This window comes from Streptomyces sp. NPDC034085 (assembly GCF_055575555.1).
On the sequence record NZ_JBVISL010000004.1, the window covers coordinates 1 to 15,284 of the forward strand.

The 15,284-nt window shown below is 71.2% G+C and carries 14 protein-coding genes and 1 riboswitch; of the genes, 11 read left to right on the forward strand and 3 right to left on the reverse strand.

The genetic code is table 11. The annotated features are described in order from the left end of the window. Positions 1 to 193: 193 nt before the first annotated feature. From ACZ501_RS14820 to ACZ501_RS14865, 10 genes are all read left to right on the forward strand, one after another. Positions 194 to 784, forward strand: coding sequence for a CDP-alcohol phosphatidyltransferase family protein (locus ACZ501_RS14820; RefSeq protein ID WP_361611274.1), 591 nt, complete (start codon positions 194 to 196; stop codon positions 782 to 784). Positions 785 to 885: 101 nt separating this feature from the next. Then, complete coding sequence (locus ACZ501_RS14825) at positions 886 to 3,384, forward strand: mannose-1-phosphate guanyltransferase (RefSeq protein WP_362466644.1); 2,499 nt, start codon at positions 886 to 888, stop codon at positions 3,382 to 3,384. 109 nt (positions 3,385 to 3,493) lie between these two features. Beyond that, a complete protein-coding gene (locus ACZ501_RS14830; RefSeq protein ID WP_362466343.1) occupies positions 3,494 to 4,399 on the forward strand; it encodes a DUF881 domain-containing protein in 906 nt (301 codons plus the stop codon). After that, complete coding sequence (locus tag ACZ501_RS14835) at positions 4,396 to 4,728, forward strand: small basic family protein (protein ID WP_030010496.1); 333 nt, start codon at positions 4,396 to 4,398, stop codon at positions 4,726 to 4,728. The genes ACZ501_RS14830 and ACZ501_RS14835 overlap by 4 nt, the downstream gene beginning before the upstream one ends. Before the next feature lie 5 nt (positions 4,729 to 4,733). Next, a complete protein-coding gene (locus ACZ501_RS14840; RefSeq protein ID WP_362466340.1) occupies positions 4,734 to 5,573 on the forward strand; it encodes a DUF881 domain-containing protein in 840 nt (279 codons plus the stop codon). Positions 5,574 to 5,703: 130 nt separating this feature from the next. Then, the gene (locus ACZ501_RS14845) at positions 5,704 to 6,594 is read left to right on the forward strand and encodes an FHA domain-containing protein (RefSeq protein WP_361609224.1); all 891 of its coding nucleotides are present in this window, start codon (positions 5,704 to 5,706) and stop codon (positions 6,592 to 6,594) included. 69 nt (positions 6,595 to 6,663) lie between these two features. After that, entirely contained in the window at positions 6,664 to 7,428 is a 765-nt protein-coding gene (gene ftsR, locus ACZ501_RS14850; protein ID WP_468795548.1) for a transcriptional regulator FtsR, read from the forward strand. A gap of 62 nt (positions 7,429 to 7,490) precedes the next feature. Beyond that, on the forward strand, positions 7,491 to 7,964 hold the full coding sequence (locus ACZ501_RS14855; RefSeq protein WP_007262890.1) for a bifunctional nuclease family protein: 474 nt from the start codon (positions 7,491 to 7,493) through the stop codon (positions 7,962 to 7,964). Positions 7,965 to 8,148: 184 nt separating this feature from the next. Continuing rightward, positions 8,149 to 8,787, forward strand: coding sequence for a MerR family transcriptional regulator (locus ACZ501_RS14860; RefSeq protein ID WP_361609229.1), 639 nt, complete (start codon positions 8,149 to 8,151; stop codon positions 8,785 to 8,787). Between the two features lie 64 nt (positions 8,788 to 8,851). Continuing rightward, a complete protein-coding gene (locus ACZ501_RS14865) occupies positions 8,852 to 10,252 on the forward strand; it encodes a DNA polymerase IV (RefSeq protein WP_468795552.1) in 1,401 nt (466 codons plus the stop codon). Here the strand turns inward: ACZ501_RS14865 and ACZ501_RS14870 are convergent. Then, a complete protein-coding gene (locus ACZ501_RS14870) occupies positions 10,249 to 10,605 on the reverse strand; it encodes a PRC-barrel domain-containing protein (protein ID WP_361609233.1) in 357 nt (118 codons plus the stop codon). The two genes, ACZ501_RS14865 and ACZ501_RS14870, sit on opposite strands and share 4 nt — an antisense overlap. 122 nt (positions 10,606 to 10,727) lie before the next feature. After that, positions 10,728 to 10,826: riboswitch (glycine riboswitch) on the forward strand. A 195-nt stretch (positions 10,827 to 11,021) separates the two neighbouring features. Between ACZ501_RS14870 and gcvP the strand changes: the two genes are divergently transcribed. After that, the gene (gene gcvP, locus ACZ501_RS14875) at positions 11,022 to 13,907 is read left to right on the forward strand and encodes an aminomethyl-transferring glycine dehydrogenase (RefSeq protein ID WP_468795555.1); all 2,886 of its coding nucleotides are present in this window, start codon (positions 11,022 to 11,024) and stop codon (positions 13,905 to 13,907) included. Between the two features lie 126 nt (positions 13,908 to 14,033). On the opposite strand, the gene ACZ501_RS14880 is transcribed toward gcvP, so the two are convergent. After that, positions 14,034 to 14,222 carry a DUF5999 family protein gene (locus ACZ501_RS14880; RefSeq protein ID WP_030236602.1) on the reverse strand — a complete coding sequence of 63 codons (189 nt, stop codon included), beginning with the start codon at positions 14,220 to 14,222 and terminating at the stop codon, positions 14,034 to 14,036. Positions 14,223 to 14,482: 260 nt separating this feature from the next. Then, the gene (locus tag ACZ501_RS14885; RefSeq protein WP_468795558.1) at positions 14,483 to 15,103 is read right to left on the reverse strand and encodes a hypothetical protein; all 621 of its coding nucleotides are present in this window, start codon (positions 15,101 to 15,103) and stop codon (positions 14,483 to 14,485) included. Positions 15,104 to 15,284 lie beyond the last annotated feature (181 nt).

Genomic DNA, 15,284 nt, shown 5'->3' on the forward strand with positions numbered 1-15,284 from the left:
GGTACTGCAGGGGGGACCCTGTGGGAGAGTAGGACGCCGCCGAACAATCATTGTGGGAAAGCCCCGCACCTTCTGGTGCGGGGCTTTTCTGCGTTCCGGACCCGCCCCTGCCCCAACGGAGCCGTTGGGGGACTCCTGTAGGGTCAGGGGGCATCGATTCGACCGTTTCTAGCGTCACAGTGGAGGCCCCCGGGTGGAGGTCCAGGAGACTCGGGTTCAGACTGACCGAATTTTCACCATTCCGAACATCCTGAGCATGGCTCGTCTCGTCGGCGTGCCGCTGTTCCTCTGGCTGATCCTCGAGGAGTACGACGGCTGGGCGCTGGCCGTCCTCATGCTGAGCGGCATCAGTGACTACCTCGACGGAAAACTCGCGCGCCGCTGGAATCAGATCAGCAAACTGGGCCGGCTGCTGGACCCCGCCGCGGACCGTCTCTACGTCCTGACCACGCTCTTCGGGCTGACCTGGCGCGAGATCCTGCCCCTGTGGGTCACCGCCGCTCTCCTGGCCCGTGAGGCGATGCTGCTGGTCATGGTGTGGATCCTGCGCCGGCACGGCTATCCGCCGCCGCAGGTGAACTTCCTCGGCAAGGCGGCCACCTTCAACCTGATGTACGCCTTCCCCCTCCTGCTGCTCAGTGACGGAACCGGCTGGTTGGCCTGGATGGCGTCCGTTTTCGGATGGGCGTTCGCGGGATGGGGTACAACGCTCTATTGGTGGGCAGGAATCCTTTACGTGGTGCAAGTCCGCCGTCTGGTGAAGGCGGACGCCACGGCCGATTGAGCTCACTCGGCGCCGGTACTGACGCGGAGGAGTAGCGGAGTATCCGTCCGAGAAGGGTGACGTCGGCTGGACCGTCATCTCTCTAGGAGGACTCTTCCGACATGAAGGCCGTCGTGATGGCCGGTGGCGAAGGTACGCGGCTTCGCCCCATGACCTCAAGCATGCCCAAGCCGCTCCTGCCGGTGGCGAACCGGCCGATCATGGAGCACGTGCTGAGGCTGCTCAAGCGGCATGGGCTCAGCGAGACCGTGGTCACGGTGCAGTTCCTGGCGTCACTCGTCAAGAACTACTTCGGTGACGGCGAGGAGCTCGGAATGGAGCTCACCTACGCCAACGAGGAGAAGCCTCTCGGCACCGCCGGCAGCGTGAAGAACGCCGAGGAGGCCCTGAAGGACGACACGTTCCTCGTCATCTCCGGCGACGCGCTGACCGACTTCGACCTCACCGATCTCATCAATTTCCACAAGGAGAAGGGCGCACTTGTCACGGTGTGCCTGACCCGGGTGCCGAACCCGCTGGAATTCGGCATCACCATCGTGGACGAGGAAGGGAAGGTCGAGCGCTTCCTCGAGAAGCCCACCTGGGGGCAGGTGTTCTCGGACACCATCAACACCGGCATCTACGTGATGGAGCCGGAGATCTTCAACTACGTCGACCCCGACGTATCGGTCGACTGGTCCGGTGACGTCTTCCCGCAGCTGATGAAGGAAGGCCGGCCGATCTACGGCTACGTCGCCGAGGGCTACTGGGAGGACGTGGGCACCCACGAGAGCTACGTCAAGGCCCAGGCCGACGTGCTCGAGGGCAAGGTCCAGGTCGACATGGACGGCTTCGAGATCTCGCCCGGCGTGTGGGTGGCCGAAGGGGCGGAGGTCAGCCCTGACGCCGTGCTGCACGGTCCGCTGTACGTCGGCGACTACGCCAAGATCGAGGCCGGGGTGGAGCTCCGCGAGCACACGGTCGTCGGGTCGAACGTCGTCGTGAAGAGCGGCGCCTTCCTCCACAAGGCCGTGGTCCACGACAACGTGTACATCGGCCCGCACAGCAACCTGCGCGGCTGCGTGATCGGCAAGAACACCGACATCATGCGGGCCGCCCGCATCGAGGACGGCGCCGTCATCGGCGACGAGTGCCTGGTCGGTGAGGAATCCATCGTCCAGGGCAACGTGCGGGTGTACCCGTTCAAGACCATCGAGGCCGGCGCCTTCGTCAACACCTCGGTGATCTGGGAGTCCCGCGGGCAGGCCCACCTGTTCGGCGCCCGGGGAGTCTCCGGGATCCTGAACGTCGAGATCACCCCCGAGCTGGTGGTGAAGCTCGCGGGCGCGTACGCGACGATGCTGAAGAAGGGCGCCATCGTCACGACGTCCCGTGACCACTCCAGAGGTGCCCGTGCGCTCAAGCGCGCGGTGATCTCGGCGCTCCAGGCCAGTGCCATCGACGTACGCGACCTGGAGAACGTGCCGCTGCCGGTGGCGCGTCAGCAGACGGCCCGGGGCGCGGCCGGCGGGATCATGATCAGGACCTCGCCCGGGGTACCGGACTCGGTGGACATCATGTTCCTCGACGAGCGGGGAGCCGACCTCTCCCAGGCCCAGCAGCGCAAGCTGGACCGGGTGTACGCACGCCAGGAGTACCGGCGTGCGTTCCCCGGGGAGATCGGCGACCTGCAGTTCCCGTCGAGCGTATTCGACTCGTACACGGGCTCGCTGCTGCGCCGGGTGGACACCACCGGAATCGCCGATGCCGGACTCAAGGTGGTCGTGGACGCCTCGAACGGCAGTGCGGGGCTCGTGCTGCCGAGCCTCCTCGGCCGCCTCGGTGTCGACGCGCTGACGATCAACCCCGGTCTCGACGAGTCCAGGCCGACCGAGACCCGGGAGTCCCGGCGGGCGGGGCTGGTGCGGCTCGGCGAGATCGTGGCCTCGGCCAGGGCGGCCTTCGGGGTGCGGTTCGACCCGGTGGGCGAGCGGATCTCCCTGGTGGACGAGCGGGGCCGGATCATCGAGGACGACCGGGCGCTGCTCGTGCTCCTGGACCTGGTGGCCGCCGAGAAGCGCAGCGGCCGGGTGGCCCTGCCGGTGACCACGACGCGCGTCGCCGAGCAGGTGGCGGCGTACCACGGCACCCAGGTGGAGTGGACGACGACCTCGCCCGACGACCTGACCCGGGTCGGCCGCGAGGAGACCACGATCTTCGGCGGGGACGGCCGGGGCGGTTTCATCGTCCCGGAGTTCAGCAGCGTCTTCGACGGATCGGCGGCCTTCGTGCAGCTGATCGGACTGGTGGCGCGGACGCAGCTCACCCTGAGCCAGATCGACGCCCGCATCCCGCGCGCGCACGTGCTCAAGCGGGACGTGCCCACCCCCTGGGCGGCGAAGGGGCTCGTCATGCGGCGGGTCGTGGAGGCGGCCGGCGACCGTCAGGTGGACACCACCGACGGCGTGCGGGTGGTCGAGGCCGACGGCCGGTGGGCGCTGGTCCTGCCGGACCCGGCGGAGGCCGTCACCCACCTGTGGGCCGAGGGCCCCGACGACGCCTCGGCGCAGGCACTGCTCGACGAGTGGGGCGCGGTCGTGGACGGAGCCGGGCAGCACTGACCGGCGGGCGTCAGCCGGGAACGCGGTTCCGGCGGGCCGGGTGCGGGGAGCCACCCGCCCCGGCCCGCCGGACGAGCGCATTGGGTGTGGGCGGCGCCGACATGCGACGATGTGCGGCATGTCGCAGCCGCCCACCAACCGGAGTTCGGCAACACCGCCGGCGCGCCCGGACGCGTCCATGTCGCTGCTGACCCACGTCATGGACCACAGCCTGGACGAGGGCTATGCGGAAGCCGCGGCACGGCGCGAGGCGGACGGTACGGCGGGGCTGCCCCGCACCCTCAAGGCCAAGCTGGCGCTCGCCGCCGGCCTGGTGATCGCCGCCATGGTCGTCACGCTCGGCGCGGCGCAGGCGCGGGTGGCGGCGCCGGTGCTGGCCAAGGAGCGCCAGGAGCTGATCGACCGGGTGCGGCGCGCCGGTGATCACGCGGACGGGCTGGAGCGCGACATGGAGCGGCTGCGCACCGAGGTCGCGGACCGGCAGCGCGCCGCGCTGAAGCAGCAGGTCGGAGAGCGTGGCCGGCTGGTGGAACTGCTGGCGGGTGCAACCGAGGTGCGCGGTCCCGGCGTCAAGCTGGTGGTGGACGATGCCAAGGGCGCCTCGTCGGGCGGCGGTGGCGGCCCGCGCGAGAGCGCCGGGTTCTCGAACACCGGCCGGGTGCGCGACCGGGACATGCAGCGGATCGTCAACGGGCTCTGGCAGGCGGGTGCGGAAGCCGTCTCGATCAACGGGCAGCGGCTGACGGCGCTGTCGGCGATCCGGGCCGCGGGCGACGCGATACTGGTCGACAACAAGCCGCTGGTGCCCCCCTACGAGGTCCTCGCGGTGGGCGACGGGAAACGGCTCGGGACCGCGTTCCAGGACTCCGTCGACGGGCAGTACCTGCACGTCCTCCAGGAGAGCTACGGGATCCGCTACAGCCTGACCCCGATGGACGAGGTACGGCTGCCGGCCGCGTCGAGCCTGACCGTCCGCACAGCCACAGCAGAAGAGCCGAAGAAGGGTGCATCGTGATCGCGGTACTGGGCCTCTTGGCCGGAGTGGTGGCCGGGCTTCTGGTCCGGCCCGAGGTGCCGGCCGTGGTGGAGCCGTATCTGCCGATCGCCGTGGTCGCCGCGCTCGACGCGGTGTTCGGCGGCCTGCGCGCGATGCTGGACGGCATCTTCGTCGACAAGGTCTTCGTGGTGTCGTTCCTGTCGAACGTGGTAGTCGCCGCGCTGATCGTCTTCCTCGGCGACAAGCTGGGCGTCGGCTCCCAGCTGTCGACGGGCGTGGTCGTCGTCCTCGGCATCCGGATCTTCTCCAACGCCGCGGCCATCCGCCGGCACGTCTTCCGGGCGTGAGGCCGATGAGCACGCAGAACACCCCGCCCGGTGAGCCGGAGGTCCCCGGGCAGCACGGGTCCCCGGCCGGCGCGCCCCGGCCGCAGGAGCCCCGGCAGGAGCCCGGCCCGGCCGGGCCGGAGGAGACCGGCCGGCAGCGGCTGGCCGCCGGGCTGTGGCCGCCGCGGTTCAGCCGGGCCCAACTGATCGTCGCGCTGCTGCTGTTCGTCCTGGGCCTCGGCCTCGCGATCCAGGTCCGCTCGAACAGCGACTCCAGCGCCCCGCTGCGCGGCGCCCGCCAGGAGGACCTGGTCCGCATCCTCGACGAGCTGGACGGGCGGACCCAGCGCCTGGAGGACGAGAAGCAGCGGCTGGAAGACCAGCGCAAGGAGCTGCAGAGCAGCTCCAACCAGGCCGAGGAGGCGCGTCGGCAGACGGTGGAGAAGGAGCGTCAACTGGGCATCCTGGCGGGTACGGTGGCAGCACAGGGCCCGGGCATCACGCTGCGGATCACCGACACCAAGGGCCAGGTGCGGTCCGACCAGCTGCTGGACACCCTCCAGGAGCTGCGGGCGGCCGGGGCCGAGGCGATCCAGATCAACGGTGTGCGTGTCGTGGCGGGGTCGTACTTCTCGGACGAGGGCGGCGGGGTCGGCATCGACGGTAAGAAGATCACACAACCCTATGAATTCAGGGTGATCGGCAAACCGCAGGATCTGGAGCCGGCGCTGAACATCCCGGGCGGTGTCGTGCAGACCATGGAGAAGGAACAGGCCACGGTCGCCGTCACACGGTCGGCGAAGATCGTTGTGGACGCCTTGCGGGCTGCGAAGCAGCCTGACTACGCTCGGTCGTCATCGCCGTGATGCGGGATGCGACGTGGACAGGCTCACGCGGGCCGACGCCTGCGGGGGGTCGACGCACGGAAGTCGCCGTGCGTGGTGGAAACTGTCTGGTGGTTACGGACGTTGTCAGAATGTCCGGGTCGGCAGGTGTGTGCATGCAGAGTTCGTCCTGCCCCACGGGCGGGTCTGTTTCGGTCAAGGGGAATCGCCCGTGAAGTTGTTTGAGAAGTTGTTCGGCAAGAAGAAGAACGAGGAAAGCGGTGCGGCACGGCACCGCGCGGGGCAGCCGGAAGCGGAAGGGCAGGGCGACAGGCCCCTCTTCCGCGACGAGGTGGCCGGCCCGGGTGACGCGGGGGCGCGCGGCGCGTCGTCCGTTGACCCCGCTGGTTCCGGACGCATAGGTTTCGGTGACCCATCAGCCTCAAGTGCGGGTGGAGGGTACGCCTCTGACCCGTATGCCACCAGTGCCTCCGCGGGGCAGCCGCGGCGCGAGGAGCCGTCCATGTCGGCCGAGCAGACGTGCGGCAGGTGCGGGCACCGCAGCGATGCGGCGAGCCGTTTCTGCTCCAACTGCGGGGCGCCGCTGCGGCCGGGTCTGACGCCGGAGCGCGCTTCGGAGACCACGTCCACCATCTCGATCTCGGGCCTGGAGGCCTACGAGGCCGAGGGATCGGGCCAGCACGCTCCGTCCTCGCTGTCCCCCGAGGCCCAGGCCGCGGTGGAGGCGCTGCCCCCCGGTTCCGCCCTGCTCATCGTGCGGCGCGGACCCAACTCGGGCAGCCGCTTCCTGCTGGACGGCGAACTGACCACGGCGGGCCGGCACCCGCAGAGCGACATCTTCCTGGACGACATCACCGTCTCCCGCCTGCATGTCGAATTCCGCCGGAGCCCGGAGGGCGGCTTCACCGTCTCCGACGTGGGCAGCCTCAACGGCACGTACGTGAACCGCGAGCCGATCGACTCCGTCGCCCTGCACAACGGCGACGAGGTGCAGATCGGCAAGTACCGGCTGTGCTTCTACGCGAGCCTGCGGGGCGCCTGACCCCCTCGGACACCGTCCGGGGGGCACCCCACCCCCGGACACCCCCGGGGGGACCCCAGGGAAGGTTCCATGCTGCGTACCCCGACGGGCGGCGCCTCGAAGAACGGCGCCGCCGGCCCGTCCCGGCAGCTGGTCAGCATCGGCATGGTGCTGACCATGCTGCGCGACGAGTTCCCCGAAGTGACGATTTCCAAGATCCGCTTCCTGGAGGCGGAGGGGCTCGTCGAGCCCAGACGCACACCTTCCGGATACCGCAAGTTCAGCACGGACGACGTGGAGCGGCTCGGGCGCATCCTGCGCCTGCAGCGCGACCACTACCTGCCGCTGAAGGTCATCCGGGAGCAGCTCGACGCGCTCGACCGCGGTGAGCAGATCCGCATCCCCGGGCCCGCGGCGCACGGGGAGTCCGTGGATCCCGCGGGTGCCCCCACGGTCGGCGGGGAGCCGGGCGGGGAGCGGCCGACGGTGGCCCGGGTCGGCCGGGCCGAGCTGCTCGCCGCCGCCGAGGTGGACGAGGTCCAGCTCGTGGAGTGGGAGTCGTACGGGCTCATCTCCGAGGCCCCCGGCGGCGGGTTCGACGCCGAGACCGTCACCGTGGCCCGGCTGATCGCGGAACTGGGCCGGTTCGGGCTCGAGCCCCGCCATCTGCGGGCCATGAAGGCTGCGGCGGACCGGGAGGCCGGTCTGGTGGAGCAGCTCGTGGCCCCGCTGCGCCGCCACCGCAACCCGCAGACCCGGGCCCACGCCGAAGCCACGATGAAGGAGCTCGCAGGGCTGTCCGTACGGCTCCACGAGGCCCTGGTCCGGGCCGCTCTCGGGGTCCGTCCGCACTGATCCGACGGGTCCGGGGGAGCCCCGACTACCCAAACCTGCCGAGCACGTCCTAGGGTTGCTGTGTGAACGAGCTCGACGTTGTGGGTGTCCGGGTGGAAATGCCCTCCAACCAACCGATCGTGCTCCTGCGTGAAGTGGGAGGCGACCGGTACCTCCCCATCTGGATCGGTCCTGGGGAGGCGACCGCCATTGCCTTCGCGCAGCAGGGCATGGCCCCTGCCCGGCCGCTGACGCACGACCTGTTCAAGGACGTGCTGGAGGCGGTCGGTGAGGAGCTCACCGAGGTCCGGATCACGGATCTGCGGGAGGGCGTCTTCTACGCGGAACTGGTCTTCGCCAGTGGAGTCGAGGTGAGCGCGAGGCCGTCGGACGCCATAGCGCTGGCCCTGCGGACGGGAACGCCGATCTACGGCAGTGACGGCGTCCTCGACGACGCCGGCATCGCGATTCCCGACGAGCAGGAGGACGAGGTGGAGAAGTTCCGCGAGTTCCTCGACCAGATCTCCCCCGAGGACTTCGGAACGGGCCCCCAGTAGTCCCGCCGAAGGCCGCGCGGCTCACCGGGAACTGTCAGCCCATTCGAGTAGCCTTTCCCGGCAGCGGGGTACGGGAAACCACTCTCAGGGTGATTATCACTCGGCGTGCCGAGTGTGGCGATCGTTGACGCACCCCTGGTCACTGCCTACCTTCGAGGTGGCAGGTCAAGGACGGAGGGTCGGCGTGAGGATCACGGGCGACGGTACGACCGGGGGCACCCCCGCGCGGAGCGACGGTGGGCCGTACCCGCTGCACGGCGGCGCGGCGGGAGCCGCGCACCGTCAGCCGGCGTGCCCGCCGGTCGGGCCGGTGGGTGAGGGCCCGGCGCCCGAGGAGGTCGGCTACCGCGGGCCGACGGCGTGCGCGGCCGCCGGGATCACGTACCGCCAGCTGGACTACTGGGCCCGCACCGGGCTCGTGGAGCCGAGCGTCCGGCCCGCGTACGGGTCGGGGACCCAGCGCCTGTACAGCTTCCGCGACGTGGTCGTCCTCAAGATCGTCAAGCGCTTCCTGGACACCGGGGTGGCGCTCCAGAACATCCGCACCGCCGTCCAGCACCTGCGGGACCGCGGCTTCCGCGACCTCGAGCGCATGACGCTGATGAGCGACGGCGCCACCGTGTACGAGTGCACCTCGCCGGACCAGGTCGTGAGCCTCCTCCAGGGCGGCCAGGGCGTCTTCGGCATCGCGGTGGGCGTCGTATGGCGCGACGTCGAGAACGCGCTCTCCCAGCTGCACGGGGAGCGCGTGGACACGGGGGAGACCCTGGTCGGCCACAATCCCGCCGACGAGCTGGCCGCGCGGCGCAACCGGGCCGTCTGACCCGGACGCCGCCGGGCGCGCCGGCACCACGGCGTTGTCAGTGGCATGGGGCAGCATCGGTGCTGTGAGAGCCGCACCGACCATCCTGCACCTGGACATGGATGCCTTCTACGCCGCCGTGGAACAGGCGTCGAAGCCCAGCCTGCGCGGGAAGGCCGTGATCGTCGGCGGCCTCGGCCCGCGCGGGGTGGTGGCCACCGCCTCCTACGAGGCCCGGCGGTTCGGGGTGCATTCGGCGATGCCGACCGCCCAGGCCCGCCGGCTCTGCCCGAACGGCGCCTACCTGATCCCGCGCTTCAGCCTCTACCGCGAGGTCAGCGATCTCGTCATGGGCCTGCTGCGGGAGCTGTCGCCGCTGGTCGAGCCGCTCAGCCTGGACGAGGCCTTCGTGGACCTGGAGGCGGGCGGAGCGGCCTTCGACGCGGCGGGCGCCCGCGCCACCGGCGAGCGGCTGCGCGCGGACATCAGGGCGGCCACCGGGCTCAGCGGCTCGGTGGGGCTGGCCGGCTCCAAGATGCTGGCCAAGGTGGCCTCGGAGGAGGCCAAGCCCGACGGGCTGCTGCTGATCGAGCCGGGGGCCGAGCGGGAGCTGCTGGCGCCCATGTCGGTGCGCACCCTGCCCGGGGTGGGGCCGGCCACCGGGGAGCACCTGCGGCGGGCCGGGATCACCACCGTGGGGGAGCTGGCCGAGGCCGGCGAGGACGAACTGGTGCGGATGGTGGGCCGGGCACACGGGGTGGGCCTGTACCGGATGGCACTCGGGCTCGACGACCGCCCGGTGGTCGCCGAGCGGGACGCGAAGTCCGTGTCGGTGGAGGACACCTTCGACGTGGACCTGCACGACCGGGTCCGGATCCGGTACGAGGTGCAGCGGCTCGCCGACCGCTGCGTGGGCCGGCTGCGCGGGGCGGGGCACTCGGGGCGGACCATCGTCCTGAAGGTCCGCCGGTACGACTTCTCGACGCTGACCCGCTCCGAGACGCTGCGGGGGCCGACCGACGACCCGGCGGTGGTGCGCGAGGCCGCCGCACGGCTGCTGGAGGGCGTGGACACCACCGGCGGGGTGCGGCTGCTGGGGGTGGGGGTGACGGGGCTGGCGGACTACACCCAGGAGGACCTGTTCGCCCACGCGCTGGCCGCCGCCGGGGAAGAGGCGGAGGGGGTGGCTCCGGAGCCTTCCGGGGCCGGTGAGAGCGGCTCGGCGGCCGCCGGGAGCGCCGGGCCGCCGGAGGGGGCCCCGCCAGCCCCGGAGGCCGAGCAAGCGCCTCCCGTACGGCACTGGGCGGCCGGGAGCGACGTACGGCACGCGGTGTACGGGCCGGGGTGGGTGCAGGGCAGCGGGGTCGGACGGGTGACCGTGCGGTTCGAGCAGCCCGGATCGCCCCCCGGCCGGGTCCGTACCTTCCGGCTGGACGACCCGGACCTGGAGGCCTCCGATCCGCTGCCCCTCGTCGGCGACGGCTAGGCGGTGTCCTGGGGGCGGGGGTGCTGGAAGTCGGAGGGGAGCGCCACGTCCAGCCCGTAGTGGTGGTAGAGCTGGAGCTCCTGCTCGGGCGAGAGGTGGCGGCCGACCCCGAAGTCGGGGGCGTCCTTGATCAGGGAGCGGTCGAAGGGCACGCGCAGGGCGTCGTCCACCACCTCGCTGGGTTCCAGGGGGACGAAGGCGTCGCGTCCGAAGAGGCCGGTCCGGACGGCTGCCCACTCCGGGACGCCCGTGGCGTCGTCGAGGTAGACCTCGTCCACGGTGCCGATCTTGGCGCCGTTGCGGTCGAACGCCTTGCGGCCGATCAGGCTGCGGGGATCGATGTCGGTCTGCACGGTCCCTCCGTACGGTCGCAGTGCGCACAGCTCGTGCGTAATGACTACGAAAGTGCATATTTGGAGAGGGGGCCACTCGAGGGAGGGTCGAGATCCTCGCTGGTAGGCTGGGTGACGGCTGTTGACCCTGTGCGGGAGAGTCCTCCGAGTGAGTACGACGGAGGCGCCGAAGGAGCAAATCCTCCCCGGAATCTCTCAGGCATACGTACCGCACGGACGAGGCCACTCTGGAAAGCAGGGGCAGGTGCCGGGCCCGCAGTGCCGGCTCCTCCCCTCACCGACGGTGAAAGCCGGAGCTCACGGGCGAACCCCGCGACTCCGGTGAAGCTCTCAGGTTGAGATGACAGAGGGGGAGGCCGTCCGGGTGCCCGCGCCGTGGTGCCCCTCGCAGGTCATACGACCAGGAGGCCTCCGTTATGACCGCCAACCGCATTCCGCTCTCCCAGCTCGAGCGGGGCATCCCCTTCGAGCAGCGTCACATCGGCCCGGACGCCGAAGCGCAGGCCAAGATGCTCGCCCAGGTGGGCTACGGCTCCCTCGACGAGCTCACCGCCGCCGCGGTACCGGATGTGATCAAGACCGCCGAGGCGCTGAACCTGCCCGAGGCGCGGACCGAAGCCGAGGTGCTGGCCGAGCTGCGCTCGCTCGCCGACCGCAACCAGGTGCTGTCCTCCATGATCGGTCTGGGCTACTACGGCACCTTCACCCCGCCGGTGATCCTGCGCAACGTCATGGAGAACCCGGCCTGGTACACCGCGTACACGCCGTACCAGCCGGAGATCTCGCAGGGCCGCCTCGAGGCGCTGCTGAACTTCCAGACCCTCGTCGCCGACCTGACCGGTCTGCCGACCTCGGGCGCCTCCCTGCTGGACGAGGGCACCGCGGCCGCCGAGGCCATGTCCCTGGCCCGCCGCGTGGGCAAGGTCAAGGGCGGGGTCTTCCTCGTCGACGCCGACGCGCTGCCGCAGACCATCGCCGTGATCGAGACCCGCGCCGAGCCCACGGGCGTCGAGGTCGTCGTCGCGGACCTGTCCGAGGGCATCCCGGCCGAGATCGCCGAGCGCGGTGTCTTCGGCGTGCTGCTCCAGTACCCGGGCGCCTCCGGCGCCGTCCGCGCGATCAAGCCGGTCATCGACCAGGCGCACGAGCTCGGCGCGATCGTCACCGTCTCCGCCGACTTGCTCGCGCTGACCCTCCTGACCTCCCCGGGCGAGCTGGGCGCGGACATCGCCGTCGGCACCACCCAGCGCTTCGGCGTCCCGATGGGCTTCGGCGGCCCGCACGCCGGCTACATGGCCGTCCAGGCCAAGCACGCCCGCTCGCTGCCCGGCCGCCTCGTCGGCGTCTCCGTGGACGCGGACGGCAACAAGGCCTACCGCCTGGCCCTCCAGACCCGCGAGCAGCACATCCGCCGCGAGAAGGCCACCAGCAACATCTGCACCGCGCAGGTGCTGCTCGCCGTCATGGCCGGCATGTACGCCGTCTACCACGGCCCGGACGGCCTGCGCACGATCGCCCGCCGCACCCACCGCTACGCAGCGCTGCTCGCCGCGGGCCTGACGGCCGGCGGGGTCGAGCTGGTGCACGGCTCCTTCTTCGACACGCTCACCGCCCGGGTGCCCGGCAAGGCCGCCGAGGTCGTCGCCGCCGCCCGTGAGAACGGCGTCAACCTCCACCAGGCCGACGCCGACCACGTCTCGCTCTCCTGCGACGAGACCACCCGCCGCGCCGACCTCGAAGCCGTCTGGGCCGCCTTCGGCGTCACGGCCGACATCGAGGCCCTGGACGAGGCCACCGCCGACGCGCTGCCCGAGGCCCTGCTGCGCTCGGACGCGTACCTGACCCACCCGGTCTTCCACCAGCACCGCTCCGAGACGGCGATGCTGCGCTACCTGCGCAAGCTCTCCGACAAGGACTACGCGCTGGACCGCGGCATGATCCCGCTCGGCTCCTGCACGATGAAGCTCAACGCGACCACCGAGATGGAGCCGGTCACCTGGCCCGAGTTCGGCCAGCTGCACCCCTTCGCGCCGATCGAGCAGGCCCAGGGCTACGCCACGCTCATCACCGAGCTGGAGGAACGTCTCTGCGAGGTCACCGGCTACGACAAGGTCTCCCTCCAGCCGAACGCCGGCTCCCAGGGCGAGCTCGCCGGCCTGCTGGCGGTGCGCGCCTACCACCGCGCGAACGGTGACGAGCAGCGCACCATCTGCCTCATCCCGTCCTCCGCGCACGGCACCAACGCCGCCAGCGCCGTGATGGCCGGCATGAAGGTCGTCGTCGTCAAGACCGCCGACGACGGCGAGGTGGACGCCGACGACCTGCGCGCCAAGATCGAGCAGTACCGCGACGAGCTCTCCGTGCTCATGATCACCTACCCGTCGACGCACGGTGTGTTCGAGGAGCACGTCGCCGACATCTGCGCGCAGGTGCACGAGGCCGGCGGCCAGGTCTACGTGGACGGCGCCAACCTGAACGCCCTGGTGGGCCTGGCCAAGCCGGGACACTTCGGCGGCGACGTCTCGCACCTGAACCTGCACAAGACCTTCTGCATCCCGCACGGCGGCGGCGGCCCGGGCGTCGGCCCGGTCGGCGTCCGGGCCCACCTGGCCCCGTACCTGCCGAACCACCCGCTCCAGGCGACCGCCGGCCCGGAGACGGGCGTCGGCCCGATCTCGGCCGCGCCGTGGGGCTCGGCGGGCATCCTGCCGATCTCCTGGTCGTACGTGCGCCTGATGGGCGGCGAGGGCCTCAAGCGCGCCACCCAGGTGGCGGTGCTCGGCGCCAACTACATCGCCAAGCGCCTGGAGCCGCACTACCCGGTGCTCTACACCGGCCCGGGCAACCTGGTCGCGCACGAGTGCATCATCGACCTGCGTCCGCTGTCGAAGGCGACGGGCGTGAGCGTGGACGACATCGCCAAGCGCCTGATCGACTACGGCTTCCACGCGCCGACCATGTCCTTCCCGGTGGCCGGCACGCTGATGATCGAGCCGACGGAGTCCGAGGACCTCGCCGAGATCGACCGCTTCTGCGACGCGATGATCGCCATCCGCGCCGAGGTCGAGCGCGTCGCGGGCGGCGAGTGGCCGGCGGACGACAACCCGCTGGCCAACGCCCCGCACACGGCCGCGGCCCTGGGCGGCGAGTGGAACCACCCGTACAGCCGCGACGAGGCCGTCTTCCCGGGCGGCGTCTCGGCCGCCGAGAAGTACTGGCCGCCGGTGCGCCGGATCGACGGGGCCTTCGGCGACCGCAACCTCGTCTGCTCCTGCCCGCCGCTGGATGAGTACGACAACTGAGCCGCCGGCGGGCGGGCCCGGGGCGCCCCGGGCCCGCCCGCCGAGGGGCCGGTGACACGGTGAAGGGGCCGGTTCCGGAGCATCGCGCTCCGGGACCGGCCCCTTCACCGTCCGCGGTGCCTGCTCCTAGGCCACCGCGAGCGGGCGGTGCGGGGCGATGATCTGGCCGTCCGGCAGCAGCTCACCGGTGTCCTCGAAGAGCAGGACGCCGTTGCACAGCAGGCTCCAGCCCTGTTCCGGATGGTTGGCCACCGGGCGCGCGGCCTCCCGGTCGGCGGATTCTGATGACGGGCAGGCAGGCTGGTGCTGGCACATGGATGGGTTCTTTCGCTGCGGTGTGGTCTGTTCGCTACGGCTCGATGCGTGATTCATGGCCGTCCCCCTGTGTCGTCCCCGCACCTGCGGGGAGGATGTCCTCAGTGTTCCCCCAGGACGGCTGCTTCGCAGGTATTTCCCGGCAGCTGTCCTCTTGGAATGAGGACGCATCACCCGTGCGGGCGGTTCAGGCCAACTCCCCTGTCATTTCGGGTGGTTCGCATTGACCCGAGCGGACTAGGCCGAATGGGTCACCCGGGTCAAGCCGCGGGGGCCGCGAGCGTGGGCGGGGCGGGTGGGGCCGCCGGGGTCAGCCGGTGGGTCAGCACGGGCAGCAGCTCCGAGACCGGGTACGGCCGGTAGGGGGCGATCCCGGGCGGGGCCGGGGCCAGCGGTACCAGCAGGTCCGCGGCGGCGGGCAGGCCGGCGGCCGCGTCGGCGCCGACCGCCCCGTGCAGCCACAGGGTCAGCATGTACAGCTCCGGTACGGACAGCAGCCGGGGCTGGTAGCTCTTGCCCAGCGACTCCGCCTGGCGCAGGGCGCGTTCCGTGGCGGCCACGTAGGGGCCCTCGAAGAAGTGGGAGAAGGCCCAGCCGTCCGGGGTGAGGCGGGTGTCGGCCGCCGCGACGAAGCGGTCGCCGCCGCGGATCAGGAACCGCCAGCCGGTGAGCCACGTACGGGGCGGGCGGCCGCCGGGCGCGTGGCCGGACACACCGAGCCGGTCGAGCACGTGCACCGGAAGCGGGAGTTCGGCGGTCAGGGGCCCCTGGAACGAGCGCAGGGCGGGGGTGTGCGCCTCGTGGACGGCGGTGGGGGAACCGAGTGCCGCGAGGACGCTGCGCAGGGCGGGCGCGGGAGCCGGGGGGACATGCAGCGGCATGGTGGGTCGCCTCTCACTTGGGAGACCGGTGGTACGGGGGAAAGGGCGGACGGAGCAGTCGCATTCTGGGGTCAGAGGTGGGCTTTGGGGCAATGGCCGCGCGCCAACTCTCTGCCTCGTTTGCGGAGTTTATACGACATGTGTTCACGCAGTGTTTCGGCTAGCCGTCCCGGCTATTTCC

Coding starts and splice junctions, on each gene's coding strand:
- gcvP (WP_468795555.1), top strand. CDS start 11,022: ATGACCGCCAACCGCATTCCGCTCTCCCAGCTCGAGCGGGGCATCCCC.
- ACZ501_RS14880 (WP_030236602.1), bottom strand. CDS start 14,222: ATGTGCCAGCACCAGCCTGCCTGCCCGTCATCAGAATCCGCCGACCGG.
- ACZ501_RS14840 (WP_362466340.1), top strand. CDS start 4,734: ATGAGCACGCAGAACACCCCGCCCGGTGAGCCGGAGGTCCCCGGGCAG.
- ACZ501_RS14825 (WP_362466644.1), top strand. CDS start 886: ATGAAGGCCGTCGTGATGGCCGGTGGCGAAGGTACGCGGCTTCGCCCC.
- ACZ501_RS14830 (WP_362466343.1), top strand. CDS start 3,494: ATGTGCGGCATGTCGCAGCCGCCCACCAACCGGAGTTCGGCAACACCG.
- ftsR (WP_468795548.1), top strand. CDS start 6,664: ATGCTGCGTACCCCGACGGGCGGCGCCTCGAAGAACGGCGCCGCCGGC.
- ACZ501_RS14885 (WP_468795558.1), bottom strand. CDS start 15,103: ATGCCGCTGCATGTCCCCCCGGCTCCCGCGCCCGCCCTGCGCAGCGTC.